The following is a 26,761-nucleotide window of genomic DNA, read 5'->3' on the forward strand; positions in this document are numbered from 1 at the left end:
GGCCGCGTTACCGGGCCCGCACTCGCCCAGCAGCATCCCCCCTATAGGGTCGGTGACCGTGGCGAACAAGAACATTCCCGACCCCGGCTTCTCCGACGACGACGGCTCCGCCGACCCCCGGCTGAGCGCGGCGCTCGCGGCCTGGGCCGAGGACCGCACCGCCGTGGGGCCCGTGCTGGCCGCGCTGAAGGGCGCCCGGCTGCTCGTCCCCGTGGTCGCCGTGCTCGGCGAGGTCGAGGAGGACGAGAACGGGCTGCGCCGCGAGAAGACCAGCGACATGGCCGTACCGACCCTGAAGGCCGGCGGCCGCACCGCCCTGCCCGCCTTCACGTCCACCGACGCGCTGGCCCGCTGGGACCCGCAGGCCCGCCCCGTGGCCGTACCGCTGCACCAGGCCCTGCAGGCCGCCGCGCACGAGAAGGCGGACACGGTCGTGCTGGACCTGGCCGGGCCCGTGCCGTTCGAGCTGACCGGTCCCGCGCTGCTGGCGCTGGCGGAGGGGCGCACCAGCACCGACCCGCTCGCCGACCCCGCGGTTGTCGCGGCGGTACGGGCCGCCGTCGCCGCCGAGCCCGCCGTGCTCCGCGCCCACCTCGGGCCCGGAGAGGCGGACGGCACCCTGGCCCTCGTCCTCGACCCGGCCGCCGCCCCCGCCGAGGCCGCCCGCGCGGTGGCGCGGCGCATGGCAGCCGACGAAACACTGAGGGCCCGCCTGGTGCGCGGCCTCGACCTGGCACTGCTGCCGGCCGGGACCATGCCACCGGGCGAGCCCCTGTACGTACGAGGCAACTAGCCAGGGCCGGTCATCAGCCGTAGATCGGGCCTGTGTACTTCTCGCCCGGGCCCTGGCCCGGCTCGTCGGCGACGACGGACGCCTCGCGGAACGCCAGCTGGAGGGACTTCAGGCCGTCCCGCAGCGGGGCCGCGTGGAACGAGCTGATCTCGGTCGTGCTCGCGTCCAGCAGACCCGCGAGGGCGTGGATCAGCTTGCGGGCCTCGTCCAGGTCCTTGTGCTTCTCGCCCTCGTCGGTCAGACCGAGCTTCACCGCGGCCGCGCTCATCAGGTTGACGGCGACCGTCACGATCACCTCGACCGCGGGGACCTCGGCGATGTCGCGGGTCATGGCGTTGAAGTCGGGCGTCTCTTCACTCATGCCGTTCACCATAGGGGCAGAGCGGCGACCGGCCCCAGCTGGCCTCGGTTAGCCGTTCCGGGGCCGAGCTGCTAACCTTGTGTAACGACCGGTCGGACACGTATGCCTCACGGCTCACGAGCCCGACCTACAAGTGGAGGCTTTCGAACTCCCACCTGGCCGCTCTCCGGGGCGGCGGGTCACCGGTCAGGCGGCCCCGTCCCCAGCGGCGGCACCCGCCCGAAAGTGCGCCCCGCGGTCACCGCGGCGGTCGCTCCGGTAGTTCGAGGAGCCCCGCCTGTGATCGTCCGGGGCATTTTTTCTGCTTCGGCGCGGTTAGGTCTAACGAATACAGACGTTACGCGGCTGTCCGCCAGACCGTCGCGTGGTGCTACCGAGGAGGATCCATCAGCGCCGAGCCCCGCATCAACGACCGGATTCGCGTTCCCGAGGTGCGACTTGTCGGTCCCAGTGGCGAGCAGGTCGGCATCGTGCCGCTCGCGAAGGCACTGGAGCTTGCCCAGGAGTACGACCTCGACCTGGTCGAGGTCGCGGCGAACGCCCGTCCGCCCGTGTGCAAGCTCATGGACTACGGGAAGTTCAAGTACGAGTCGGCCATGAAGGCCCGTGAGGCGCGCAAGAACCAGGCGCACACGGTCATCAAGGAGATGAAGCTCCGGCCGAAGATCGACCCGCACGACTATGACACCAAGAAGGGTCACGTCGTCCGGTTCCTCAAGCAGGGCGACAAGGTCAAGATCACGATCATGTTCCGTGGCCGTGAGCAGTCCCGCCCCGAGCTGGGCTACCGACTGCTGCAGCGGCTCGCGGAGGACGTCCAGGACCTCGGTTTCGTGGAGTCGAACCCGAAGCAGGACGGCCGCAACATGATCATGGTTCTCGGTCCGCACAAGAAGAAGACCGAGGCGATGGCCGAGGCTCGCCAGGCGCAGGAGGCCCGCAAGGCGTCCGCGAAGGCCAACCCCGGTCGCTCGCAGAACCCCGCCGATGCAGAGGCGCCCGCCGAGGAGCCCGCCGAGGCGTGATCCCCGGGACGACAGTCCCAGGACGTAACCGAAACAAGAGCGACGCTCCACCGTGCCCGGTTTTCGTGACCGGGCACAGGAGCGCCACCGACGAGGAGAGAACGGCGCTATGCCGAAGAACAAGTCGCACAGCGGTGCCAGCAAGCGCTTCAAGGTCACCGGCTCCGGCAAGGTGCTCCGGGAGCGCGCCGGCAAGCGCCACCTGCTCGAGCACAAGTCGTCCCGTCTGACGCGTCGCCTCACCGGCAACGCCGAGATGGCCCCGGGCGACGCCAAGAAGATCAAGAAGCTTCTCGGCAAGTGACGCGCGGCGCCCTTGAGCGCCGTACGTCTGGACCGGGACCCAATCGATTCCGGGCCGTGTGAGGACAACCACGGCCCCGCTACAAGGAGTTAACAAGTGGCACGCGTCAAGCGGGCAGTCAACGCCCACAAGAAGCGCCGGGCGATCCTCGAGCAGGCCTCCGGCTACCGCGGTCAGCGTTCGCGCCTGTACCGCAAGGCCAAGGAGCAGGTCACCCACTCGCTGGTCTACAACTACAACGACCGCAAGAAGCGCAAGGGTGACTTCCGCCAGCTGTGGATCCAGCGCATCAACGCCGCTGCCCGCGCCAACGGCATCACGTACAACCGCTTCATCCAGGGTCTGAAGGCCGCCAACATCGAGGTCGACCGCAAGATCCTGGCCGAGCTCGCCGTGAACGACGCCACCGCGTTCGCCGCGCTCGTCGAGGCCGCGCAGAAGGCGCTGCCGGAGGACGTCAACGCGCCGAAGGCTGCGTGACGCTCGCGCCGGCTTGAGCCGATGCCGACGTGACTGGACGGACCCGTGGGTTGTGCCTGCGGGTCCGTTGCCGTGTGAGTGACGGTTGGTTCGGCACCTCCCCCACTGCCTTAAGGGCGTGGGGGGACCCCCAGATCCGCCGTCGTGGTTGATCGCCGTTGCGGCGGACATTTCTTGACGAAGGTGAATTGCATGCCCCCCGCCAGCCCCGAGCTGATCTCCCCCCGTTCCCCCCGCGTCGCCGCCGCGCGGCGGCTGGCGAAGCGGAACTTCCGGGGGAAGGAGCGGCTGTTTCTCGCGGAGGGGCCGCAGGCCGTGCGGGAGGCCGGGGCGCAGCCGGGGACGCTCGTGGAGCTGTTCACGACCGTGGAGGCGGCCGAGCGGTACGCCGACATCATCGGCGAGGCCCGGGACACCGGCGCCCGGGTGCACCTCGCCGCCGAGCAGGTCATCGCCGACATCTCCACGACCGTGACCCCGCAGGGGCTGGTCGGGATCTGCCGGTTCCTGGACACACCGTTCGAGGAGATCCTCGCCGCCCGGCCGCAGCTGGTCGCCGTGCTCGCGCACGTGCGCGACCCGGGGAACGCCGGGACCGTGCTGCGCTGCGCCGACGCCGCCGGTGCCGAGGCCGTCGTCCTCACCGACGCCTCCGTCGACCTGTACAACCCCAAGGCCGTGCGCGCCTCCGTCGGGTCGCTGTTCCACCTGCCGGTCGCCGTCGGGGTGCCCGTCGAGCGGGCCGTGGCGGGGCTGAAGGCGGCCGGGGCACGCATCCTCGCCGCCGACGGGGCCGGGCAGCACGACCTCGACGACGAGCTCGACAAGGGCACCATGGGCGGCCCGACCGCCTGGGTCTTCGGCAACGAGGCCTGGGGCCTGCCCGAGGAGACCCGCGCGCTCGCGGACGCCGTCGTACGCGTCCCGATCCACGGGAAGGCCGAGAGCCTGAACCTCGCGACCGCCGCGGCCGTATGCCTCTACGCGTCGGCCCGTGCACAGCGCGCCCCCGGAGGCTGCCGCTCCGTCACCGAGGCCTAGTAGGGTGACCAGCTCGGGGGCCTCCTGCGCCGTCTGAGAGGTGGGGTACGCGGATGAGCGTCGGCACGAGCAGCGCTCCGGGGGGACGGGACGTGCGGCGCCCGCCCGCGTCCCGGTACGGCGATCTCGCCGAGCTCGGCATCGACCCCGACGAACTGCCCGACGGCCTCGTCGTCGCCGACGAGCACGGCCAGGTGATCTGCTTCAACGCCGCCGCCGAACGCATCACCGCCGTCGCCGCCGCCGACGTACTCGGCCGGCGGCTCGACAAGGCGCTGCCGTTAGAGGACCTGGAGGGCAGGCGCTGGTGGCAGCTGACCGACCCCTACGGCGGCCTCGCCATCCGGGTACGGCAGCCCGAACGGAACCTGCTGCTGCCGGGCGGGCGTGAAGTGCTCGTCTCGGCCCGGTACATCCGTACCGAACCCACCGGACCCGTCCGCCGCGTCGTCGTCTCCCTCCGGGACACCGAGGCCCGGCGCCGCACCGAGCGCAGTCACGCCGAGCTGATCGCCACCGTCGCCCACGAGCTGCGCTCGCCGCTCACCTCCGTCAAGGGATTCACGGCCACGCTGCTGGCCAAGTGGGCGCGGTTCACGGACGACCAGAAACGGCTGATGCTGGAGACCGTCGACGCCGACGCCGACCGCGTCACCCGGCTCATCGCCGAGCTGCTGGACATCTCGCGGATCGACTCGGGCCGGCTGGAGGTGCGCCGCCAGCCCGTCGACATCGGTGCCGCCGTCGGCCGGCACATCCAGGCGTACGTCGCGGCGGGCCAGCCCGCCGACCGGTTCCTGCTCCGCGTCGAGCAGCCGCTGCCCGCGCTGTGGGCCGACCCCGACAAGATCGACCAGGTGCTCAGCAACCTCATCGAAAATGCCGTGCGGCACGGCGAGGGAACCGTCACGATTGACGTCACGCCCACCGCGTCCCCGCGCGAAGGAGAGGACATCGGTACGTCGGTCACCGTGAGCGACGAGGGCACCGGCATCCCGGAGGAGTCCATGAACCGCGTCTTCACCCGCTTCTGGCGGGGCAGCAAGCGCGGCGGCACAGGCCTCGGGCTGTACATCGTCAAGGGCATCGTCGAGGCCCACGGCGGCACCATCACGGTCGGCCGCGCCCCCGGCGGCGGCGCGGAATTCCGATTTACGTTGCCCGTGAGCGCTCCGGCGTATCTCGCCTAGCGGCCACGGGCGCATTCGTACACCCTCACCCCGTTAGACTCGGCCTTTGGCACCTTTGTGTCCCACGCACGACGACCCACGAGCCGGTCACGGGGACCTTCAGCCAGCCAATCGGAAGCACGGGAAGAGATGTCGGCACCGAATAAGTCGTACGACCCTGTCGAGGTCGAGGCGTTGAAACCGGAAGAGATCGAGCGCATGCGGGACGAGGCGCTCGCCGCCTTCGCCGCCGCGGACTCCCTCGACGCGCTCCAGGAGGCCAAGGTCGCCCACACCGGCGGCACCTCCCCGCTGGCGCTGGCCAACCGCGAGATCGGCGCCCTGCCCCCGCACGCCAAGGCCGAGGCCGGCAAGCGCGTGGGCCAGGCCCGGGGCGCCGTCAACAAGGCCCTGGCCGCCCGCCAGACCGAGCTGGAGGCCGAGCGGGACGCCCGGGTGCTGGTCGAGGAGGCGGTGGACGTCACGCTGCCGTACGACCGCGTACCGGCCGGCGCCCGCCACCCGCTGGCCACGCTGTCCGAGCGCATCGAGGACATCTTCGTGGCCATGGGCTACGAGGTCGCCGAGGGCCCCGAGGTCGAGGCCGAGTGGTTCAACTTCGACGCCCTCAACATCGGCCCGGACCACCCGGCCCGCGGCGAGGCCGACACCTTCTTCGTGCAGGGCCGGGGCGGCGGCAGCGAGTCCGGCGTCGTCCTGCGCACCCACACCTCGCCCGTGCAGATCCGCTCCCTGCTCGACCGCGAGCTGCCGGTGTACGTCATCTGCCCGGGCCGCGTGTACCGCACCGACGAGCTGGACGCCACGCACACCCCGGTCTTCCACCAGGTCGAGCTGCTCGCCGTCGACGAGGGCCTGACCATGGCCGACCTCAAGGGCACGCTCGACCACATGGTCCAGTCGCTGTTCGGCGAGGGCATGAAGACCCGGCTGCGGCCGAACTTCTTCCCGTTCACCGAGCCGTCCGCCGAGATGGACATGGTGTGCTACGTCTGCCGCGGCGAGTCCGTCGGCAATCCCGACCGGCCCTGCCGCACCTGCTCCAGCGAGGGCTGGATCGAGCTGGGCGGCTGCGGCATGGTCAACCCGCGGGTGCTCACCGCCTGCGGCGTCGACCCGGAGAAGTACAGCGGCTTCGCCTTCGGGTTCGGCATCGAGCGGATGCTGATGTTCCGCCACAACGTCGAGGACATGCGAGACATGGTCGAGGGTGACGTCCGGTTCACCCGGCCGTTCGGGATGGAGATCTGATGCGGGTCCCGCTTTCTTGGCTGCGGGAGTACGTCGACCTGCCGGAGACGGAGACCGGTCGTGACGTGCAGGCCAAGCTCATTTCGGCCGGTCTGGAGGTCGAGACCGTCGAGCAGCTCGGCGACGGCCTCAAGGGCCCGTTGGTCGTCGGCCAGGTGCTCACCATCGAGGAGCTGACGGAGTTCAAGAAGCCGATCCGCTTCTGCACCGTCGACGTCGGCCAGGCCAACGGCACCGGCGAGCCCCAGGAGCTCATCTGCGGCGCCCGGAACTTCCAGGTCGGCGACAAGGTCGTGGTCGTCCTCCCGGGCGCCGTGCTGCCCGGCGGCTTCGCGATCGCAGCGCGCAAGACCTACGGCCGCGTCTCGCACGGCATGATCTGCTCCAGCGGCGAGCTGGGCATGGGCGACGACGGCACGCACGGCATCATCGTGCTGCCGCCGGAGACCGAGGTCGGCAAGGACGCGATCGAGCTGCTGGAGCTGGTCGACGAGGTGCTGGACATCGCCGTCACCGCCAACCGCGGCGACTGCCTGTCCATCCGCGGCGTCGCCCGCGAGGCCGCCATCGCCTACGGCCTGCCGCTGCGCGACCCGGCGCTGCTCGACGTACCGGCGCCGAACGCCTACGGCTACCCGGTGAAGGTCTCCGAGCCGATGGGCTGCGACCGCTTCACCGCCCGCACGGTGTCCGGCCTGCACCCCGAGGCCCGCTCCCCGATCTGGCTGAAGCGCCGGCTGCAGAAGGTCGGCATGCGACCGATCTCGCTCGCCGTCGACGTCACCAACTACGTGATGATGGAGCTCGGCCAGCCGCTGCACGCCTACGACCGGGGGCTGGTCCAGGGCACGATCGGCGTGCGCCGGGCGGAGGAGGGCGAGAAGATCGTCACCCTCGACGGCGTCGAGCGGAAGCTGCACGCCGAGGACCTGGTCATCACCGACGACCGCGGTCCCATCGGCCTCGCGGGCGTCATGGGCGGCGCCAACACCGAGATCGCCGATCACGAGGACACCGAGGGCGCCACGTCCGACGTCGTGATCGAGGCCGCGCACTTCGACGCGGTGTCCATCGCGCGCACGGCCCGCCGCCACAAGCTGTCCTCCGAGGCCTCCCGCCGCTTCGAGCGGGGCGTCGACCCGCAGGCCGCGTCCGCCGCCGCGCAGCGCACGGTCGACCTGCTGGTGCTGCTCGCGGGCGGCACCGCCGACGCCGGTGTCACCGAGGTCGTGACCCCCTCCGCGCCGCACACCATCACCGTCCCGGCCGACCACCCGGACAGGGTCGCGGGCGTCGAGTACGGCCGCGAGACCGTCGTACGGCGGCTGCAGCAGATCGGCTGTGACGTGTACGGGCAGGACGAGCTGATCGTCACCGTCCCGTCCTGGCGGCCCGACCTCCTGGAGCAGAACGACCTCGCCGAAGAGGTCATCCGCCTGGAGGGCTACGAGAACCTGCCGTCCACGCTGCCCAAGCCCCCGTCGGGCCGGGGCCTGACCCACCGGCAGCGGCTGCACCGCCGCGTCGGGCGGGCGCTGGCCGGTGCCGGGTACGTCGAGGCGCCCAACTACCCCTTCATCAGCGAGCAGATCTTCGACCAGCTCGGCCTCGACGCCGCCGACCCCGCCCGTCGCGTGGTCAAGCTGGTCAACCCGCTCAACGACGAGGAGCCCGCCCTTCGTACGACGCTGCTGCCGGGCCTGCTCGGTGCCTTGCGGCGCAATGACGGGCGCGGTTCGCACGATCTCGCGTTGTTCGAGACGGGCCTGGTCTTCCACCCGCGTGAGGAGCAGGGCGTCGCCGGGCATCTGCCGGTCGATCGCCGTCCCACCGATGAGGAGATCGCCGCGCTGAACGCTGTGCTGCCCGGGCAGCCCCGGCACGTCGCCGTGGTCCTCGCCGGTGCGCGTGAGCAGGCCGGCTGGTGGGGCGGTGGCCGTCCGGCCGGGTGGGCCGACGCGGTCGAGGCGGCGCGGCTCGTCGCCCGTGAGGCCGGGGCCGAACTGACCGTGCGGGCCGGGCAGTACGGGCCTTGGCACCCGGGTCGGTGCGCCGAGCTGGCGATCACCGTCGACGGTGCGGAGCGGGTTGTCGGCCACGCCGGGGAGCTGCACCCGAGGGTGCTCAAGGCGCTGGGTCTGCCTGCCCGTACCTGTGCGATGGAGCTCGACCTCGATGCCCTGGAGCAGGTCGGGGACGGGGTGCCGCAGGCGCCGAGCATCTCCACGTTCCCGGTCGCGACGCAGGATGTCGCCCTCGTGGTGGACAAGCCGGTGCCGGCCGCGGAGGTCGAGGCCGCGCTGCGGGAGGGGGCGGGTGAACTCCTTGAAGGCATCCGGTTGTTCGACGTGTATGTCAATGACGAGCAGCTCGGTGACGGGAAGAAGTCGCTGGCATATGCGTTGCGCTTCCGCGCGGGGGATCGGACGCTGACCGTTGATGAGGCTTCGGCGGCTCGGGACGCTGCGGTTGCCCTTGCGGGCGAGCGTACGGGGGCGGTTCTGAGGGGTTGATCGCCTCGTGTGTGGGGCATGCCCCCCACACCCCCCATCGGGCACCTCACTCGTTCGGGTGGGATGTTCCCGGTGATCTGGTCCTACCGGGCCATCTCGTGGACAGAATCGGACCGGCCTTTCGGGGCCGGTCTGCGCTGTCACGGCCTACATGGGGGGCCACCGGCATGATCCGTATCAGGGCCCTCGGGCTGCCCGCCGTGTTTTTCGCCGTCGGCACCGGGCTCGTCCTCCATGTCCGCCGGACACTGCTGCGCGAGCTGAGGCAGGCCCGCCGGGTCGCGGGTGCCGCACAGAGCGTGCTGTTACGGCCGCTGCCCCCGCGCATCGACGGGCTGAACGTCGCCGCGGCCCAGCTGTCCGCCGACCGTGGTTCCTCCATCGGGGGTGATCTGTACGAGGTCATCGCCACCGAGCACGGTGTGCGGGTCGTGATGGGCGACGTACGGGGGCACGGGCTGGACGCGATCGGGACGGTCGCGGCCGTGCTGGGCAGCTTCCGCGAGGCCGTGCACGACGAGCCGGAACTCGGCCGGGTACTGCGCAGACTCGATCGCGCCCTCGCCCGGCATCTGCGCGAGGGTGCGCGGGCGGAGCAGGCCGAGGAGTTCGTCACCGTCCTGTTGCTGGAGATCGCCGGGGACGGCGAGGTACGGGCGCTCAACTGCGGGCACCCCTGGCCGTACTGGCTGCGCGAGACCGGCGTCGAGGCCCTTGCCCGCGCCGAGCCGCTGCCGCCGCTCGGCCCGTTCCCGCTCCCGGCCGACCTGCCCGCCGTACGCCACGGCGAACTGCGCCCAGGCGAGGCCCTGTTCTTCTACACGGACGGCGCCGAGGACGCCCGGGACGTGCAGGGCCGGTTCTTCCCACTGCCGGACGTGCTGAGGGATGCGCTGCGAGACGGCCCCCTGTCCCCGCAGGCGGTCCTGGCCACCGTATTCACACGCCTGTTACGACATACCAGCGGCAGCCCACGCGATGACGTAGCCCTCCTGGTACTACGCAACGAACGCCACCTAAGACGCCCTCCAGGGGCGCGGGGAACTGCGCGACCAGCCACACCGCACCCGCACCCGACAACGCACCGCTAGCCCCACGGTCCCCCCGCCCAGCCCCCGGCAGGGCCGAGCCCCCGGCCGGGCCGCCGCACTGTACGAGGGGGAGCCGGCGGCCCGGTCGGCCTCTTTCGAGGCATTTCAGTCAACCGGTTGGAAACTCTCCGCAACATCGCGCACACAGCGCGGATTCGCGCATTCCGTTCACACCCCGTGTGAAGCCGGATTCACTACGCTGTCGACACCGAGCCATCCGGGGGGCCTTCCATGCAGCCCAACACTCTGCTCGACGCGATCCTGGACGAGGCGGGGATGTCGCACGCCGGTCTCGCGGCCCATGTGAACCAGGCCGGACGCGCACGCGGGCTCGCGCTGCGCTACGAACACACCGCCGTGGCGCGGTGGTTGAAGGGCCAGCGGCCGCGCGGGCAGGTGCCCGACCTGATCTGCGAGGTGCTCGCCGCCCGCCTGCACCGGCCCGTCACCCTCGACGACATCGGCCTCGGCGTCCCGGGCCGGCCCGCCACCGCGCACGCCGGCTCGCTGTCCGGGTTCGTCGAACGCGCCACCGCCCTGTGGCGCTCCGACGAACAGCAGCGCCCGCACGTGCTCGGCGCGCCCGCGGTGACCGGGACGCCCGCCGTGATGCCGGTGTGGGAGTGGGAGAACCCGCCCGAGGACGTGGACGTCTCCCGCGGCGGCCGGCACCGGGTCACCCCGGCCGACATCGAGACGCTGCGCGCCGCCCGCGCCCACTACGAGCAGATGTACCGCAAGGCCGGCGGCGTCGCGACCCGCGCCCGGATCGTCGGCTTCCTCAACGCCGAGGCCGCGCCGCTGCTGCGCGGCAGCTACACCGATGCCACGGGACGCCAACTGCACCGGGCCACGGGCGGGTTGGTGGCGATCGCGGGCATCTGCGCGTACGACTCCGACGCGCACGGCCTCGCCCAGCGCTACTTCCACCAGGCGCTCCGGCTCGCCAAGGCCAGCGGCGACCGCGGACTTGGCGCGTATGTGATCGCGCTGCTGGTCAACCAGTCGCTGTTCATGCGGGAGTACCGCCAGGCCGTCGCCTTCGCCGAGGCCGCGCTGCGCGCCGCCGGCAAGCACATCACCCCGGCCCTCGCCTCCGATCTGTACGCGATGCAGGCGAAGGCGTACGCCCACCTCGGCGACGGCACGAGTGCCCTGTCCTGCATCCGGCGGGCCGAGCAGGCCGCCGAACGCATCCGGCGCGGGTACGAACCCGACGAGACCGGCTATGTCCAGCCGGGCCTGGTCAACGTCCAGGTGGCGGAGGCGCTGCTGAGCCTCGGTGAGCTGGCCGCCGCCGGGGAGCACGCCGCGGCCGCCGTGGACACCCCGGCGCACGACCGGGGCCGGGTGCACCGGCTCGCCATGCTCAGCACCATCGAACTGCGCCAGGGCAACGCGGAGAAGGCGGTGGCCACCGCGGTGCGGATGGCCGAGCAGGCCCGCGGCATGGAGTCCCAGCGGCTGCGCGACCGACTCCGCGCGGTACGTGAGCATCTGGCCCGCAGCGGCGGCGCGGGCACGGCCGAGGCCGCCGAACTCATCGACGGAGCACTGCGCGTACCGCTGTAGGTTGCCTGGTCCCTGCTGGGATATTGCCACTTACTCGACGGAAGGTGGCAGAACCGTGCAGTGGACGAAACAGAACGAACAAACTGTGTATGAAAACCGCTGGTTCAGCGTCAACCTCGCAGACGTGGAGCTGCCGGACGGACGGCATCTCGACCACTTCCTGATACGGCTGCGGCCGGTCGCGGTGGCCACGGTGGTCAACGAGGCCAACGAGGTCCTCCTGCTGTGGCGGCACCGTTTCATCACCGACAGCTGGGGGTGGGAACTGGCCGCGGGGGTCGTCGAGGACGGCGAGGACATCGCCCGCGCGGCCGCCAGGGAACTGGAGGAGGAGACGGGCTGGCGGCCGGGGCCGCTGCACCACCTCATGAGCGTCGAACCGTCCAACGGCCTCACCGACGCCCGGCACCACATCTACTGGTCCGACGAGGGCGAGTACGTCGGACACCCCGTGGACGACTTCGAGTCGGACCGCCGCGAGTGGGTCCCCCTCAAGGTGGTCCCCGACCTCGTCGCCCGCGGCGAGGTGCCGGCCGCCAACATGGCGGCCGCGCTCCTCTTACTGCACCACCTCAGGCTCGGCCAGGACGCCCCGTGATCAGCCGTACGTGTAGAAACCCGAGCCGCTCTTGCGGCCCAGCCGCCCCGCGTCGACCATCCGCTGGAGCAGCGGGGGAGCGGCGTACAGCGGCTCCTTGTACTCCTCGTACATGCTCTGCGCCACCGAGGCCACCGTGTCCAGCCCGATCAGGTCGGACAGCTTCAGCGGGCCCATCGGGTGGGCGCAGCCGAGTTCCATGCCGTTGTCGATGTCCTCGCGGCTGGCGATGCCCGACTCGAACATCCGGATCGCGGAGAGCAGGTAGGGGATCAGCAGCGCGTTGACCACGAAGCCGGAGCGGTCCTGGGCGCGGATGCTGTGCTTGCCCAGCGTCTTCTCGGCGAACAGCTGGGCCCGGCCGAGCGTGCCCTCGGAGGTGGTCAGCGCCGGGATCAGCTCGACCAGCTGCTGCACCGGTGCCGGGTTGAAGAAGTGGATGCCGATGACCTGGTCGGGGCGCGAGGTGGCGACCGCCAGCTTCACCAGCGGGATGGAGGAGGTGTTCGAGGCCAGGATGGCGTCCGGACGCGTCACCACCTGGTCGAGCACCTGGAAGATCTCGGTCTTGACCTGCTCGTTCTCGACGACGGCCTCGATCACCAGGTCGCGGTCGGCGAACTCGCCGAGGTCGGTGGTGAAGCTCAGGCGCGCCTGCGTCGCCGCCAGCTCCGCCTCGCTGATCTTGCCGCGCTCGGCCGCCTTGGACAGGGAGTTGAACAGCCGGGTACGGCCGATCTCCAGGGCCTCGCCGGTGGTCTCGGCGACCTTCACGTCCAGTCCGGCGCGGGCGCACACCTCGGCGATGCCCGCCCCCATCTGGCCGCAGCCCACCACTCCGACGCGCGCGATATCTCCCGCTGGGATGCCCGTCACATCGTCCCCTTCGCTGTTCTCCGGCTCCGGCAGGTCCGCCGGGTTCGGTGCCTGCTCCGTTCGTGCACGTTACCCGTAAGTATCGATGATCGATCGTCCGGGGCCGGGCATGCTGTGCCGCGGAGACGATCCGTGACCGAGTGGATCCGCAGCGTACTGGGGGTTTGTCCATGGGACGGCTGTCACGTCGGGCGTTCGCGCTGGCCGCACTGTCGACGCTGGCGATGACGGGCGACGCGGGCGCGGCCCCCGCGCGGCGGGAGAACGCCACCACCGAGATGCGGGGGGTGTGGCTGGCCACCGTCACCAACCGGGACTGGCCGTCGCGCACCGGCCTGACCGCCGCACAGCAACGCGCCGAGCTGCTCGCCCACCTCGACACGGCGACCCGGCGCCGTCTGAACACGGTGATCCTCCAGGTGCGGCCGACGGCCGACGCGCTGTGGCCGTCGCCGTACGAGCCGTGGTCGCAGTACCTCACCGGCACCCAGGGCCGCGACCCCGGCTGGGACCCGCTCGGCACGGCCGTCGCCGAGGCGCACGCCCGCGGACTTCAGCTGCACGCCTGGTTCAACCCGCTGCGCGTCGCCGTGCACCCCGACCCGAGCCGCCTCATCGCCTCCCACCCGGCCCGGCGGCACCCCGACTGGGTGGTGCCGTACGGCGGGAAGCTCTACTACAACCCGGGGCTGCCGGAGGTCCGCACCTTCGTGCAGGACGCGATGCTGGACGCGGTGGCGAAGTACCCGATCGACGCCGTCCACTTCGACGACTACTTCTACCCGTACCCGATCGCAGGCCACGCCTTCGACGACAACGAGGCCTACGACACCCACGGCGGCGCCTTCTCCAACCGCGCCGACTGGCGGCGGGACAACATCAACCGGCTGGTGCGCGACATGGCGGCCCGCATCAAGCAGATCCGCCCCGGCACCCGCTTCGGGATCAGCCCCTTCGGGGTGTGGCGCAACGCCTCCACCGACCCGCGCGGCTCGGACACGCGGGCGCTGCAGTCGTACGACGAGATCTACGCGGACACCCGCAGGTGGGTGCGGGAGAACTGGATCGACTACATCTGCCCGCAGCTGTACTGGCACATCGGCAACTCCGCCGCCGACTACGCCAAGCTCGTGCCCTGGTGGGCCGAGGTGGCGCGGGGCACCCAAACACAGCTGTACGTGGGGGAGGCGCTCTACAGGGCCGGTGACCCGGCGCAGGCCGCAGCCTGGCAGGACCCGGCCGAGCTGTCCCGGCATCTGACGTACGCCCGGGACCACCCGGAAGTACGCGGGCACGTCTACTTCGCCGCCAAGGAGGTGGCGGCGGACGACTTCGGGGCCATGGCGCGGGTGGTCGCCGACCACTACCAGCGGCCGGCGACACCCCCGCGCTGAATCACTGCCCGGGTGTGGTTTCCCTGTGCCGGATCTCGGTGTCGGGGCCCGGTGAGCACAGCCCCTCGTGCCCGTCCTGGAAGCGGACGCGGTACGGGGGTTCGCCCTTCTGGCCCAGCACTTCGACGATCTCGCCGACCTTGTCGTGCTGTCCGACCACCCTGCCGTGCTGGACAAGCTGGTCGCCCACGCTTGCGCGCATCTGGGGCCTCCTCACGATGTGCGGGAGCAGCGGTCCGTGGCTTTGAGTCTACGGCGGACAGCGCCGGTCGGTACCGGCGCGGAACCCCGCTCAGCCTCGCGCCCGTTGCGTGACGGCGATGCAGACGAGCACGGCCGCGGCCGTCAACGGGGCGGCCACTGTCAGGTGCTCGCCCAGCAGCAGCACCGACCACACCAGTGTGAGCAGCGGCTGGGCCAACTGCAACTGGCTGGCCTTGGGGATGCCGATGGCCGCCATACCCCGGTACCAGACGACCAGACCCAGGAACTGCGAGCCCGCCGCGACCCACAGCACACCGGTCACGCTGTGCAAAGTGAGCTGCACGGGCTCGTACGACAGCGCCAGCGCGGTGGCGGGCACGGTGAGCGGCAGACACAGCACCAGCGCCCAGCCGATCACCTGCCAGCCCGGCATGACCCGCGCCAGCCGCCCGCCCTCGGTGTAGCCGGCGGCGCACACCAGCAGCGCCGCGAAGAGATACAGGTCGGCGGTGGTCAGGGCGCCGCCGCTCTGCTGGATCGTGAACGCCAGCACCGCGGCCGCGCCCACCAGCGCCGCCGCCCAGAAGGTGCGGGAGGGGCGGCTGCCGACGCGCAGGGCGGACAGCAGCGCGGTCGTCAGCGGCAGCAGGCCGACCACGACGGCGGCGTGGGCGGTGGTCGACGTCTGCAGGGCGAGCGTGGTGAGCAGCGGGAAACCGAAGACCACGCCGCCGGCCACGACCGCGAGGCCCGTCCAGTGCTCCCGGGCGGGCAGCGGGACGCGCAGCGCCAGCAGACACACGCCCGCGATCAGTGCCGCGAGCACGGTGCGCACGGCGACCAGCGACCAGGGCCCGAAGCCCTCCAGGCCCCACGCGGTGGCCGGGAAGGTGAGCGAGAAGACGGTGACGCCCAGGGCGGCCTGGAGGGTGCCCAGGGTGGGCTTCGGCGCACCGCTGACTGCTATCCCGGTCAGTGTGATAGCGCTACTCTCTGTTCTCATGCAGCAGAGTAGCAGCGTCGGGGAACTGGCAAACCAACTACGAAGGGAGCTCGACCACTACTCTCCGGGTGGAAAGCTCCCGTCCAGCCGGGCACTCGTGGAACGGTTCCGGGTGAGCCCGGTGACCGTCTCCCGGGCCCTCGCCCAACTCGCCGCCGAAGGTCTGGTGGTGACCCGGCCGGGCGCCGGCGCGTTCCGGGCGCGGCCGCGTACCGGGGGCGCTCCCGTGGGCGACACCTCGTGGCAGGAGGTGACGCTCAGCGCGGACAGCGCCGCCGAACTCGTACCGCGCACCGTGGACGCCTCCGGGGTCACCGTCTCGCTCGCCGTGCCGCCGCCGGGGGTGATCGAGTTCAACGGCGGCTATCTGCATCCGTCGCTCCAGCCGGAGAAGGCCATGGCGGCGGCGCTGTCCCGGGCGGGCCGGCGTCCGGGCGCGTGGGGGCGGCCGCCGCTGGAGGGGCTGCCGGAGCTGCGCGAGTGGTTCGCGCGCAACATCGGCGACACCGTCACGGCCGCCGAGGTGCTGATCACCTCGGGTGGCCAGTCGGCACTGACGACGGCCCTGCGCGCGCTCGCCCCGCCCGGCGCGCCGGTGCTGGTGGAGTCGCCGACGTACCCGGGCATGCTGGCGATCGCCCGCGCGGCGGGCCTGCGCCCCGTGCCGGTGCCGGTGGACGCGGACGGCGTGAAGCCGGCGCTGCTCGCCGACGCGTTCCGGGCCACCGGGGCGCGGGTCTTCGTCTGCCAGCCCCTCTTCCAGAACCCGACCGGCGCGGTCCTCGCCCCGCAGCGGCGCGGTGAGGTGCTGCGCATCGCGCGGGCGGCCGGGGCGTTCGTGATCGAGGACGACTTCGTACGACGGCTGGTGCACGCGGACGCCGGGCCGCTGCCGCGTCCGCTGGCCGCCGACGACCCGGACGGCGTGGTGGTGCACGTCTGCTCGCTCACCAAGGTGACCTCGCCCAGCTTCCGGGTGAGCGCCCTGGCCGCGCGCGGGCCGGTGCTGGAGCGGCTGCGGGCCATCCAGGTGGTCGACACCTTCTTCGTGCCCAGGCCGCTGCAGGAGGCGGCCCTGGAGCTGGTCGGCTCGCCCGCCTGGCCCCGCCATCTGCGCACGGTCTCGACGGAACTGAAGGCCCGCAGAGACGCGATGACGGCGGCGCTCGGCCTGCACCTGCCCGAACTCACCCTCCCGCACATCCCCTCGGGCGGCTACCACCTCTGGCTCCGCCTCCCCGACGGCACCGACGAGCCCGCCTTCACCGCGGCCGCCCTCCGCGCGGGCGTGGCCCTCGCGCCCGGCCGCCCCTACTTCAGCGCCGAGCCCCCGGCGGGCCACGTCCGCCTGAGCTTCGCGGCGGTGGCGGGGGAGGGGGAGATCACGGAGGGGGTACGGCGGCTGCGTACCGCCTGTGCCGAGGTCCTCGGATAAGAGGTCCTTGGATAAGAGGTCCTCGGACAAGAGGTCCTCGGATAATCCGTCGACGGCCGTGCGCCCGACCTGCGAGCATCCCGCCATGACCGACCTGCCGCCCCTCGCCGAGGGCTACGAGATCTCCACCGACCCCGACCGCGTCGACGCCGAGCGGGTGCACCGGTGGCTGTCCACCGACGCGTACTGGGCGATGGGGCGGCCCCGCGAGAAGCATGAGCGGGCGATGGCCGGTTCGCTCAACTTCGGGGTGTATGACAGCGTTTCGAGGGAGCAGGTCGCGTATGCGCGGGTCGTGACCGATCTGGCGACCTTCGCGTGGCTCTGCGACGTGTATGTCGATCCGTCGGTGCGCGGCAAGGGCATCGGCACGGCGCTCGTCGAGGCCGTGCGGGAGCATCTGCGGCCGCACGGGCTGCGTCGCATCCTGCTGGCCACGCACGATGCGCACGGCGTGTACGAGAAGCTCGGGTTCGCCCCGCTGGAGCGGCCGGAGGAATGGATGGCGCTGTATTTCGAGTGAGTTGTCCGGCTGATCCTGACCTTCCGGTAAGGATTCGCGGCGCATCCATAACTCAGCCGTAACACCTCTTGACCTGCCCACTCTCCGGGCACACGATCCCCGCATGGCACTTCGGGTCACATTCGTCGCCGCCGCGCGCAGCGCCTCGCTGCTCGCGGAACGCTTCGAGGACGACCGGCCGCTGGACCAGGCGGGCTGGGACGAGGTGCAGCGCGTCGCCCGCGACCTGGTGCCGCTCGCGGCGGCCGAGCTGCGCTACTGCTCGCCCACCCCCCGCAGCCGCGCCACCGGCGACGCCCTCGGCTACGCCCCGCTGGCGCAACTCGCCCTGCGCGACTGCGACATGGGCCGCTGGCGCGGGCTCACGCTGGGGGAGGCGATGGCCCGGGAGCCGGAGGCGGTGGACGCCTGGCTCGCCGACCCCCGCTCCACACCGCACGGCGGTGAGTCACTGCTCGCCTTCATCTCCCGCGTCGGCGGCTGGCTCGACACCCGTCCCGTCGAGGACGGCTGCCGGATCGTCGCCGTGGCCGAGCCCTCGGTGATCCGCGCGGCCCTGGTGTACGCCCTGAAGGCACCGCCCTCGACGTTCTGGAGCCTCGACGTCTGCTCCCTGTCCACCACCACCGTCGCGGGCCGCGCGGGCCGCTGGAACCTGCGCTTCGAAAGCGGCCCGGCTCAGGCTTCGCGCGTGTAGTCCGTCGTCAGGACGAGGTCCTTCGCCGGGCCGCGCACCCGCCATACCGTCCGCCAGTGGTCCGCGTCCCGGACGGCGAACTCGCCCCGGTAGAGGTCGGCTGAGCAGGGGTGGTCGGCGACGTGCCGGCCGGTGGTCAGGTCGAGGTCGTGGAAGGGGCGGCCGTCGGCGAAGCGGACCTCCGTCGTGCCGTGCGACGGTCCGGGCAGGTAGCGCAGCGTCCGCTCGGCCGGCCGGGACTCGCCCCGCCAGACGAAAGTGCCGGACTCCTCGTGCAGCAGACCGCCGCCCTGAAGTGGCCGGAAGACCGTCGTCCCCTCGAACCGCCCCTCGTCCCCACTCGCGAGATCCCGCACCGACCGCTCCACCCGCCAGCGCCCGGCCAGATACCCCAGCACATCCGGCACTGGCCAGAACTCGCCCATCCCGTCCCGCTCTCCGTCCGGTCCGTTGCTGCGCGACCCATTGACGCGCCCCCGCCCCCTCCCTATCTTGCCGTTCGAAGTGCTGACCAATGTCCGATATATCGAACATCGCATCCAGGTATCTCCCCACCGAGCCGCGGAGTATCCATGTCACGCACCCGCTGGAGACTCGGCCTGACGGTCACCGCCTGTCTGGTGGCCGCCGCCATGATCCCCGCCCCCGCGCACGCCGAAGCCGTCACCGACTACGAGATCGCCCTCGACCCGACAGCGACGGGCGCGGCGATCGACGACACGATGTACGGCGTCTTCTTCGAGGACATCAACCGGGCCGCCGACGGCGGCCTGTACGCCGAGCTCGTGCAGAACCGCTCCTTCGAGTACTCCACCGCCGACAACGGCTCCTACACCCCGCTGACCTCCTGGGCGGTCGACGGCACGGCGCAGGTCGTCAATGACGACGGACGGCTCAACGAGCGCAACCGCAACTACCTCTCCCTGGGCGCCGCCTCGGCTGTGACCAACGCCGGGTACAACACCGGCATCCGGGTCGAGAAGGGTAAGAGGTACGACTTCTCGGTGTGGGCCCGCGCAGCGTCCGGCACGACGCTCACCGTCTCCCTCAAGGACGCCGCAGGCGAACTGGCCCGTGCCCGCCAGGTGGCCGCGCAGGGCGCCTGGAAGAAGTACACCGCCACCTTCACCGCGTCCCGCACCAGCAACCGCGGCCGCCTCACCGTCGCCGCCACCGAGGCCGCCGCGCTCGACATGGTGTCGCTGTTCCCGCGCGACACCTTCAAGAACCAGCCGAACGGCCTGCGCAAGGACCTCGCCGAGAAGATCGAGGCCCTCGACCCCGCCTTCGTGCGCTTCCCCGGCGGCTGCCTGGTCAACACCGGCTCCATGGAGGACTACAGCGAGGCGTCCGGCTGGCAGCGCAAGCGGTCGTACCAGTGGAAGGACACCATCGGCCCGGTCGAGCAACGCGCCACGAACGCCAACTTCTGGGGCTACAACCAGAGCTACGGCCTCGGCTACTACGAGTACTTCCGCTTCGCCGAGGACATCGGCGCCATGCCGCTGCCCGTCGTTCCCGCCCTGGTGACCGGCTGCGGCCAGAACCGGGCCACGAACGACGAGGCGCTGCTCCAGCGGCACATCCAGGACACCCTCGACCTCATCGAGTTCGCCAACGGCCCGGCGAACTCGAAGTGGGGCAAGGTGCGCGCCGAGATGGGCCACCGGAAGCCCTTCAACCTCACCCACATCGGCGTGGGCAACGAGGAGAACCTCCCCAACGAGTTCTTCGCCCGCTTCCAGAAGTTCCGCGCCGCGATCGAGGCCAAGTACCCGGACATCACGGTCATCTCCAACTCCGGCCCGGACGACACGGGCACGACCTTCGACACCGCCTGGAAGCTCAACCGCGAGGGCAACGTCGACATGGTCGACGAGCACTACTACAACAGCCCGCAGTGGTTCCTGCAGAACAACGACCGCTACGACAGCTACGACCGCAGCGGCCCCAAGGTCTTCCTCGGTGAGTACGCCTCCCAGGGCAACGCCTGGCACAACGCCCTCGCCGAGGCCGCGTACATGACCGGCCTGGAGCGCAACGCGGACGTCGTCAAGCTCGCCTCGTACGCGCCGCTGCTCGCCAACGAGGACTATGTGCAGTGGCGCCCGGACATGATCTGGTTCAACAACCACGCCTCCTGGGGCTCGGCCAGCTACGAGGTCCAGAAGCTGTTCATGAACAACGTCGGCGACCGGGTCGTACCGTCGAGGGCGACCACCACGCCGGACACCAGCGGCCCCATCACCGGCGCCGTCGGCCTGTCGACGTGGGCGACCAGCGCGGCGTACGACGATGTGAAGGTCACCGCCGCCGACGGCACCACGCTGCTCAGCGACGACTTCTCCGGTGACGCCTCGCAGTGGAAGCACGTCGGCGGCGGCAGCTGGAGTGTCCAGGACGGGGCCTACGTCCAGACCGACGACGCCGCCGAGAACACCCTGGTCACCGCCGGCGACCCGGCCTGGAAGGACTACGACCTGCAGGTGAAGGCCACCAAGAAGTCCGGCAAGGAGGGCTTCCTGGTCGCCTTCGGCGTCAAGGACACCGGCAACTACTACTGGTGGAACCTCGGCGGCTGGAACAACACCCAGTCCGCCGTCGAGAAGGCCGTGGACGGCGGCAAGACGACCATCGTCTCCAAGGCCGGGTCGATCGAGACGGGCCGCGCGTACGACGTCGACATCAAGGTGCGCGGCCGGCAGGTGAGCCTCTACCTCGACGGCCGGCTGTGGAGCAGCTTCACCGACAACAAGCCGGCCGAGCCCTTCCGCCAGGTCGTCACCGAGGACGACCGCACCGGTGACCTGATCGTCAAGGTCGTCAACGCCCAGTCCTCGGCCGCGCGCACGGCCATCGACCTGGGCGGCGCGAAGGTCGCGTCCAGGGCCCGGGTGACCACCCTGGCCGCCGCGCCGGACGACGTGAACACCGAGACGGACACGCCGGTCACCCCGGTCAGGTCCACCTTCTCGGGAGTCGCGGACACCTTCACGTACACCTTCCCCGCGAACTCCGTCACCTTCCTGCGGATCAAGCAGAGGTGACCTGCCGGGCGGCCCCGGCTCGCGGTACGCCCGGGCCGCCCGCGCTTCCCAGGTGCGGGATTGCATAAACGTGCAGCGAAACGTATAGTCATGCCATCCAGGAGGAGGGTCCATGACGGTACGTGCGGCAGTGGCCGGAGCGAGCGGATACGCGGGCGGAGAGCTGCTGCGTCTGCTCCTGACGCACCCCGAGATCGAGATCGGCGCCCTGACCGGCAACTCCAACGCCGGCCAGCGGCTCGGCGCGCTCCAGCCGCATCTGCTGCCGCTGGCCGACCGGGTGCTGAGCGAGACGTCGGCCGAGGTGCTCGCCGGGCACGACGTGGTGTTCCTCGCGCTGCCGCACGGCCAGTCCGCCGCCGTCGCCGAGCAGCTCGGGCCCGATGTGCTCGTGGTCGACATGGGTGCCGACTTCCGGCTGAAGGACGCCGCCGACTGGGAGAAGTTCTACGGCTCCCCGCACGCCGGGACCTGGCCCTACGGCCTCCCCGAACTGCCGGGCTGCCGCGCCGCGCTGGAGGGGTCCAAGCGCATCGCGGTGCCCGGTTGCTACCCCACGGCCGTCTCCCTCGCGCTGTTCCCGGCGTACGGCGCGGGGCTCGCCGAGCCCGAGGCCGTGATCGTCGCCGCGTCCGGCACCTCGGGCGCGGGCAAGGCGCCCAAGCCGCATCTGCTCGGCTCCGAGGTCATGGGCTCCATGTCGCCGTACGGTGTCGGCGGCGTGCACCGGCACACGCCCGAGATGATCCAGAACCTCTCCGCGTCCGCCGGTGAGCCCGTGAGGGTCTCCTTCACCCCGACTCTCGCCCCGATGCCCCGCGGCATCCTCGCCACGTGCAGCGCCACGGCCAAGCCCGGCGTCACCGCCGAGTCCGTCCGCGCCGCCTACGACAAGGCCTTCGCCGACGAGCCCTTCGTCCATCTGCTCCCCGAGGGCCAGTGGCCCGCCACGGCCTCCGTCCAGGGTTCCAACGCCGTTCAGGTCCAGGTCACGTACGACGAGGCGGCGGGACGGATCATCGCGATCAGCGCCATCGACAACCTGACCAAGGGCACCGCGGGCGGTGCCGTCCAGAGCATGAACCTCGCCCTGGGGCTCGACGAGACCACCGGGCTGACGACGATCGGAGTTGCGCCGTGAGTGTGACGGCAGCAAAGGGATTCACGGCGGCGGGCATCGCCGCCGGAATCAAGGAGAACGGCAACCCCGACCTGGCCCTCGTGGTCAACAACGGGCCCCGCCGCGCCGCCGCGGGCGTCTTCACCTCCAACCGCGTCAAGGCCGCCCCCGTGCTCTGGTCGGAGCAGGTGCTGAAGAGCGGCCAGGTGTCCGCGGTCGTCCTCAACTCCGGGGGCGCCAACGCCTGCACGGGCCCGAAGGGCTTCCAGGACACGCACGCCACCGCCGAGAAGGTTGCCGAGGTGCTCGGCCGGGGCGCCATCGAGGTCGCCGTCTGCTCGACGGGACTGATCGGCGTACTTCTGCCGATGGACAAGCTGCTCCCCGGCGTCGAGACCGCCGCCGCCCAGCTCTCCGAGCACGGCGGTGAGAAGGCCGCCATCGCCATCAAGACCACCGACACCGTGCACAAGACGTCCGTCGTGACCAAGGACGGCTGGACCGTCGGCGGCATGGCCAAGGGCGCCGGCATGCTCGCCCCCGGCCTCGCCACCATGCTCGTCGTCCTCACCACGGACGCCGAACTGGACAGCGCGACGCTGGACAAGGCGCTGCGGGCGGCCACCAAGGTCACCTTCGACCGCGTCGACTCCGACGGCTGCATGTCCACCAACGACACCGTGCTGCTCCTCGCCTCCGGCGCCTCCGGGGTCACCCCGGAGTACGGGGAGTTCGCCGACGCCGTACGGCAGGTCTGCGACGACCTCGGGCAGCAGCTGATCCGGGACGCCGAGGGCGCCAGCAAGGACATCAAGGTCGAGGTGATCAACGCCGCGACCGAGGACGACGCCGTCGAGGTGGGCCGCTCCATCGCCCGCAACAACCTCCTCAAGTGCGCCGTCCACGGAGAGGACCCCAACTGGGGCCGCGTGCTCTCCGCCATCGGTACGACATCCGCCGCCTTCGAGCCCGACCGGCTGGGCGTCGCCATCAACGGTGTCTGGGTCTGCAAGAACGGCGGCGTCGGCGAGGACCGCGAGAAGGTCGACATGCGCTACCGCGAGGTGCACATCGTCGCCGACCTCGCCGCCGGGTCCGAGACCGCCACGATCTGGACCAACGACCTCACCGCCGACTACGTCCACGAGAACAGCGCGTACTCCTCATGACCACGACACGCAAACACACCGCGCTGCCCAAGGCGCAGATCCTCATCGAGGCGCTGCCCTGGCTGACCCGGCACCACGGCAAGACGGTCGTCATCAAGTTCGGCGGCAACGCCATGGTGAACGAGGAGCTGAAGGCCGCCTTCGCCCAGGACGTCGTCTTCCTGCGGCACGCCGGCCTCAAGCCGGTCGTCGTGCACGGCGGCGGTCCCCAGATCAGTCGGGCGCTCGAAACTCACGGCATCGTCAGCGAGTTCAAGGCGGGCCTGCGCGTCACCACCGAGGACGCCATGGACGTCGTCCGCATGGTGCTGGCCGGGCAGGTACAGCGGGAGCTGGTCGGGCTGCTCAACCAGCACGGGCCGCTCGCCGTCGGCCTCACCGGCGAGGACGCCCACACCATGACCGCCACCAAGCACCAGCCCCGGATCGACGGCGAACTCGTCGACATCGGGCGGGTCGGCGAGATCACCGACATCGACACGGGCGCGATCGAGGCACTGCTCGCGGACGGCCGGATCCCGGTCGTGTCGTCGATCGCCCGTTCCCAGGACGACGGACATGTCTACAACGTCAATGCTGATACGGCGGCTGCGGCACTCGCTGCTGCACTGGGCGCCGAAACCCTCATGGTCCTCACGGACGTCGAGGGACTCTACGAGGACTGGCCGAACAGCGACGAGGTGATCAGCCGCCTCACCGCTTCCCAGCTGGAGAAACTGCTGCCGGAGCTGTCGTCCGGCATGGTGCCGAAGATGGAGGGCTGTCTGCACGCCGTGCGGGGCGGGGTGCGCAACGCCCGCGTCATCGACGGCCGGGTCCAGCACTCGATCCTGCTGGAGATCTTCACCGACGAAGGCATCGGCACGATGGTCGTGCCGGACGCGCACGAGGGGGATGCCGTATGAGCGCCAACCAGGACCTGACCGCCCGGTGGCAGGGCGCGCTCATGAACAACTACGGCACCCCGCGACTGCCGCTCGTGCGCGGCGCGGGCGCGAAGGTGTGGGACGCCGACGGCACGGAGTACGTCGACTTCGTCGGCGGCATCGCGGTCAACGCGCTCGGGCACGCGCACCCCGGGGTCGTCGAGGCCGTCAGCCGGCAGATCGCGTCCCTGGGGCACGTCTCCAACCTGTTCGTCGCCGAGCCGCCCGTCGCGCTCGCCGAGCGGCTGCTGCAGCTGTTCGGCCGGGACGGCAAGGTCTTCTTCTGCAACTCCGGCGCCGAGGCCAACGAGGGCGCCTTCAAGATCGGCCGGCTGACCGGGCGGAACCACATGGTCGCCACCGAGGGCGGCTTCCACGGCCGCACCATGGGCGCCCTCGCCCTCACCGGCCAGCCCGCCAAGCAGGGCCCGTTCCTGCCGCTGCCCGGTGACGTCACGCACGTCCCGTACGGCGACGCGCAGGCGCTGGCCGCCGCGGTCACCGAGGAGACGGCGCTCGTCATCATCGAGCCGATCCAGGGTGAGAACGGGGTCGTGGTGCCGCCCGCCGGGTATCTGAAGGCGGCCCGGGCGATCACCGCCGCCACCGGTTCGCTGCTGGTGCTCGACGAGGTGCAGACCGGTATCGGGCGGACCGGACACTGGTTCGAGTACCAGGCGCACGAGGGCGTCCTGCCGGACGTCGTCACGCTCGCCAAGGGCCTCGGCGGCGGGCTGCCGCTGGGCGCGACGGTGGCGTTCGGGCGGGCGGCCGAGCTGCTCCAGCCCGGTCAGCACGGCACGACCTTCGGCGGCAACCCCGTCGCCTGCGCCGCCGGACTCGCCGTACTAGACGCCATCGCGAACGAGGGACTGCTGGAGAACGTCAAGCGGCAGAGCGAGAAGTTGCGGGACGGAATCGAGTCTCTGAACCATGGATTGATCGGCCATGTCCGGGGTGCGGGCCTCCTCCTGGGTATCGTGCTCACCAAGCCGCTGGCGCCGCAGGTGCAGCAGGCGGCTCAGGACGCCGGATTCCTGGTGAACGCGCCCGCCCCCGATGTCGTACGGCTCATGCCGCCGCTGAACCTCGGCGACGACGAGGTGGAGGCGCTGCTCCGGGCGCTGCCCGGTGTCCTCGACGCAAGTCACGGGGACGGACGAGCCGGAGAATGAGACGACGATGAGCCACCCGCAGGACCACGGACAGGCGGGGGTCAACGGGCCTGCCGTGCCGCAGACCCGCACCGCACGCCACCGCCGGATCGTGGACATCCTCAACCGGCAACCGGTGCGCTCCCAGAGCCAGTTGGCGAAGCTGCTCGCCGACGACGGGCTGACCGTCACGCAGGCGACGCTCTCCCGGGACCTGGACGAGCTGAACGCGGTGAAGATCCGCAACAACGACGGCGACCTCATCTACGCGGTGCCCAGCGAGGGCGGCTTCCGCACGCCGCGCGCGCCGCTGGGGGAGTCGGCGAAGGAGGAGCGGATGCGGCGCCTGTCCCAGGAGCTGCTGATCTCCGCGGAGGCGTCCGCCAACCTCGTGGTCCTGCGCACCCCGCCGGGTGCGGCCCAGTTCCTCGCCTCGGCGATCGACCAGGCCGAACTGCACGACATCCTCGGCACAATCGCCGGGGACGACACGCTGCTGCTGATCAGCCGTCAGCCGGACGGGGGACAGGCGCTCGCCGACCACCTGCTGCGGCTGGCGCAGAACGGCCACTGAGCCGGCCCTCCGGCGCGCTCGTCGCACCCGACTCCGCCGCCCGCAGCAGGCGGCGGAAGGTCGGGCACTCCATGTGGCTCGGCGCGGGGCAGTCCGCCGCGTGCCGCAGTCCGTCGCGCATGGCGGTCAGACGGCGGATCGTCTCGTCCAGCTCGTCCGCCTTCGCCCGCAGCGTTCCCCGGTCGATCCGGGGCCTGCCGTCCGGCGCGAACATCAGCGCGATCTCGTCGAGCGAGAAACCGGCGGCGCGGCCCATCGCGATCAGCGCCAGCCGCTGAAACACGCCGGGATCGAAGACACGCCGGCCGGCCCGTCGGCCGGTCGAGGCGATCAGGCCCTTCTCCTCGTAGAAGCGCAGGGTGGAGGCGGGTACGCCGGAGCGCCGCGCCACTTCCGCTATGTCCGGATCATCCATGCCCT

At 71.2% G+C, this 26,761-nt stretch carries 27 protein-coding genes; 21 read left to right on the top strand and 6 right to left on the bottom strand.

Features of this window, described 5'->3' with window-relative positions; all coding sequences use genetic code 11:
- The first annotated feature begins 58 nt into the window (after positions 1-58).
- Positions 59-793: an SseB family protein gene (locus HJD23_RS34740; RefSeq protein ID WP_171113474.1), complete on the top strand. Its 735-nt coding sequence runs from the start codon at positions 59-61 to the stop codon at positions 791-793.
- Positions 794-806: 13 nt separating this feature from the next.
- On the opposite strand, the gene HJD23_RS34745 is transcribed toward HJD23_RS34740, so the two are convergent.
- Positions 807-1,154 (bottom strand): DUF1844 domain-containing protein, encoded by a 348-nt coding sequence (locus HJD23_RS34745; protein ID WP_232107523.1) that lies wholly within the window; start codon positions 1,152-1,154, stop codon positions 807-809.
- A 386-nt stretch (positions 1,155-1,540) separates the two neighbouring features.
- Here HJD23_RS34745 and infC point away from each other — a divergent pair, with 386 nt between their 5' ends.
- The 10 genes from infC to HJD23_RS34795 all read left to right on the top strand — a co-directional run bounded on the left by infC (position 1,541) and on the right by HJD23_RS34795 (position 12,219).
- Positions 1,541-2,179 carry a translation initiation factor IF-3 gene (gene infC / locus HJD23_RS34750; RefSeq protein ID WP_141309452.1) on the top strand — a complete coding sequence of 213 codons (639 nt, stop codon included), beginning with the start codon at positions 1,541-1,543 and terminating at the stop codon, positions 2,177-2,179.
- A 109-nt stretch (positions 2,180-2,288) separates the two neighbouring features.
- Positions 2,289-2,483, top strand: a complete 195-nt coding sequence (rpmI, locus tag HJD23_RS34755) for a 50S ribosomal protein L35 (RefSeq protein ID WP_007829094.1) — start codon at positions 2,289-2,291, stop codon at positions 2,481-2,483.
- 96 nt (positions 2,484-2,579) lie between these two features.
- Positions 2,580-2,963: a 50S ribosomal protein L20 gene (gene rplT / locus HJD23_RS34760; protein ID WP_141309279.1), complete on the top strand. Its 384-nt coding sequence runs from the start codon at positions 2,580-2,582 to the stop codon at positions 2,961-2,963.
- Between the two features lie 192 nt (positions 2,964-3,155).
- Positions 3,156-4,004 (top strand): RNA methyltransferase, encoded by an 849-nt coding sequence (locus tag HJD23_RS34765; protein WP_171113478.1) that lies wholly within the window; start codon positions 3,156-3,158, stop codon positions 4,002-4,004.
- Positions 4,005-4,057: 53 nt separating this feature from the next.
- Entirely contained in the window at positions 4,058-5,194 is a 1,137-nt protein-coding gene (locus HJD23_RS34770; protein WP_171113480.1) for an ATP-binding protein, read from the top strand.
- 129 nt (positions 5,195-5,323) lie between these two features.
- Positions 5,324-6,445: a phenylalanine--tRNA ligase subunit alpha gene (gene pheS / locus HJD23_RS34775; protein ID WP_171113482.1), complete on the top strand. Its 1,122-nt coding sequence runs from the start codon at positions 5,324-5,326 to the stop codon at positions 6,443-6,445.
- The gene (gene pheT / locus HJD23_RS34780) at positions 6,445-8,958 is read left to right on the top strand and encodes a phenylalanine--tRNA ligase subunit beta (RefSeq protein ID WP_171113484.1); all 2,514 of its coding nucleotides are present in this window, start codon (positions 6,445-6,447) and stop codon (positions 8,956-8,958) included. Before pheS ends, pheT begins: the two co-directional genes overlap by 1 nt.
- Positions 8,959-9,125: 167 nt before the next feature.
- Positions 9,126-10,049, top strand: a complete 924-nt coding sequence (locus HJD23_RS34785) for a PP2C family protein-serine/threonine phosphatase (RefSeq protein WP_171113486.1) — start codon at positions 9,126-9,128, stop codon at positions 10,047-10,049.
- Positions 10,050-10,280: 231 nt separating this feature from the next.
- On the top strand, positions 10,281-11,621 hold the full coding sequence (locus tag HJD23_RS34790) for a transcriptional regulator (RefSeq protein WP_171113488.1): 1,341 nt from the start codon (positions 10,281-10,283) through the stop codon (positions 11,619-11,621).
- Positions 11,622-11,676: 55 nt separating this feature from the next.
- Positions 11,677-12,219: an NUDIX hydrolase gene (locus tag HJD23_RS34795; RefSeq protein ID WP_171113490.1), complete on the top strand. Its 543-nt coding sequence runs from the start codon at positions 11,677-11,679 to the stop codon at positions 12,217-12,219.
- On the opposite strand, the gene HJD23_RS34800 is transcribed toward HJD23_RS34795, so the two are convergent.
- Entirely contained in the window at positions 12,220-13,095 is an 876-nt protein-coding gene (locus tag HJD23_RS34800) for a 3-hydroxybutyryl-CoA dehydrogenase (RefSeq protein WP_171113492.1), read from the bottom strand.
- 170 nt (positions 13,096-13,265) lie between these two features.
- Here HJD23_RS34800 and HJD23_RS34805 point away from each other — a divergent pair, with 170 nt between their 5' ends.
- Positions 13,266-14,489 (top strand): family 10 glycosylhydrolase, encoded by a 1,224-nt coding sequence (locus HJD23_RS34805; RefSeq protein ID WP_171113494.1) that lies wholly within the window; start codon positions 13,266-13,268, stop codon positions 14,487-14,489.
- Position 14,490: 1 nt separating this feature from the next.
- On the opposite strand, the gene HJD23_RS34810 is transcribed toward HJD23_RS34805, so the two are convergent.
- On the bottom strand, positions 14,491-14,691 hold the full coding sequence (locus HJD23_RS34810) for a DUF1918 domain-containing protein (protein WP_171113496.1): 201 nt from the start codon (positions 14,689-14,691) through the stop codon (positions 14,491-14,493).
- Positions 14,692-14,781: 90 nt separating this feature from the next.
- Positions 14,782-15,696, bottom strand: coding sequence for a DMT family transporter (locus HJD23_RS34815; RefSeq protein ID WP_171113498.1), 915 nt, complete (start codon positions 15,694-15,696; stop codon positions 14,782-14,784).
- Here HJD23_RS34815 and HJD23_RS34820 point away from each other — a divergent pair.
- The 3 genes from HJD23_RS34820 to HJD23_RS34830 all read left to right on the top strand — a co-directional run bounded on the left by HJD23_RS34820 (position 15,695) and on the right by HJD23_RS34830 (position 18,351).
- A complete protein-coding gene (locus HJD23_RS34820) occupies positions 15,695-17,131 on the top strand; it encodes a PLP-dependent aminotransferase family protein (RefSeq protein WP_171113501.1) in 1,437 nt (478 codons plus the stop codon). The genes HJD23_RS34815 and HJD23_RS34820 overlap by 2 nt on opposite strands.
- Positions 17,132-17,216: 85 nt before the next feature.
- Positions 17,217-17,654 (top strand): GNAT family N-acetyltransferase, encoded by a 438-nt coding sequence (locus HJD23_RS34825; RefSeq protein ID WP_171113503.1) that lies wholly within the window; start codon positions 17,217-17,219, stop codon positions 17,652-17,654.
- 103 nt (positions 17,655-17,757) lie between these two features.
- Complete coding sequence (locus HJD23_RS34830; RefSeq protein ID WP_171113504.1) at positions 17,758-18,351, top strand: histidine phosphatase family protein; 594 nt, start codon at positions 17,758-17,760, stop codon at positions 18,349-18,351.
- Here HJD23_RS34830 and HJD23_RS34835 read toward each other — a convergent pair.
- On the bottom strand, positions 18,333-18,776 hold the full coding sequence (locus HJD23_RS34835; RefSeq protein WP_171113506.1) for a DUF6314 family protein: 444 nt from the start codon (positions 18,774-18,776) through the stop codon (positions 18,333-18,335). The genes HJD23_RS34830 and HJD23_RS34835 overlap by 19 nt on opposite strands.
- 147 nt (positions 18,777-18,923) lie before the next feature.
- Between HJD23_RS34835 and HJD23_RS34840 the strand changes: the two genes are divergently transcribed.
- The 6 genes from HJD23_RS34840 to HJD23_RS34865 all read left to right on the top strand — a co-directional run bounded on the left by HJD23_RS34840 (position 18,924) and on the right by HJD23_RS34865 (position 26,341).
- Complete coding sequence (locus HJD23_RS34840; protein ID WP_171113508.1) at positions 18,924-21,398, top strand: alpha-L-arabinofuranosidase C-terminal domain-containing protein; 2,475 nt, start codon at positions 18,924-18,926, stop codon at positions 21,396-21,398.
- Positions 21,399-21,510: 112 nt separating this feature from the next.
- Positions 21,511-22,539 carry an N-acetyl-gamma-glutamyl-phosphate reductase gene (gene argC / locus HJD23_RS34845; protein WP_171113510.1) on the top strand — a complete coding sequence of 343 codons (1,029 nt, stop codon included), beginning with the start codon at positions 21,511-21,513 and terminating at the stop codon, positions 22,537-22,539.
- A complete protein-coding gene (argJ, locus tag HJD23_RS34850; RefSeq protein ID WP_171113512.1) occupies positions 22,536-23,687 on the top strand; it encodes a bifunctional glutamate N-acetyltransferase/amino-acid acetyltransferase ArgJ in 1,152 nt (383 codons plus the stop codon). Before argC ends, argJ begins: the two co-directional genes overlap by 4 nt.
- A complete protein-coding gene (gene argB, locus HJD23_RS34855; RefSeq protein WP_171113514.1) occupies positions 23,684-24,592 on the top strand; it encodes an acetylglutamate kinase in 909 nt (302 codons plus the stop codon). The genes argJ and argB overlap by 4 nt, the downstream gene beginning before the upstream one ends.
- Positions 24,589-25,788: an acetylornithine transaminase gene (locus HJD23_RS34860; RefSeq protein WP_171113516.1), complete on the top strand. Its 1,200-nt coding sequence runs from the start codon at positions 24,589-24,591 to the stop codon at positions 25,786-25,788. The genes argB and HJD23_RS34860 overlap by 4 nt, the downstream gene beginning before the upstream one ends.
- A gap of 7 nt (positions 25,789-25,795) precedes the next feature.
- Positions 25,796-26,341, top strand: a complete 546-nt coding sequence (locus HJD23_RS34865; protein ID WP_141309301.1) for an arginine repressor — start codon at positions 25,796-25,798, stop codon at positions 26,339-26,341.
- On the opposite strand, the gene HJD23_RS34870 is transcribed toward HJD23_RS34865, so the two are convergent.
- Positions 26,271-26,756 carry a helix-turn-helix domain-containing protein gene (locus HJD23_RS34870; protein WP_171113518.1) on the bottom strand — a complete coding sequence of 162 codons (486 nt, stop codon included), beginning with the start codon at positions 26,754-26,756 and terminating at the stop codon, positions 26,271-26,273. The genes HJD23_RS34865 and HJD23_RS34870 overlap by 71 nt on opposite strands.
- Positions 26,757-26,761: the final 5 nt, after the last annotated feature.

It is taken from the genome of Streptomyces sp. Z423-1, assembly GCF_013009255.1.
Lineage (GTDB): Bacteria > Actinomycetota > Actinomycetes > Streptomycetales > Streptomycetaceae > Streptomyces > Streptomyces gossypiisoli.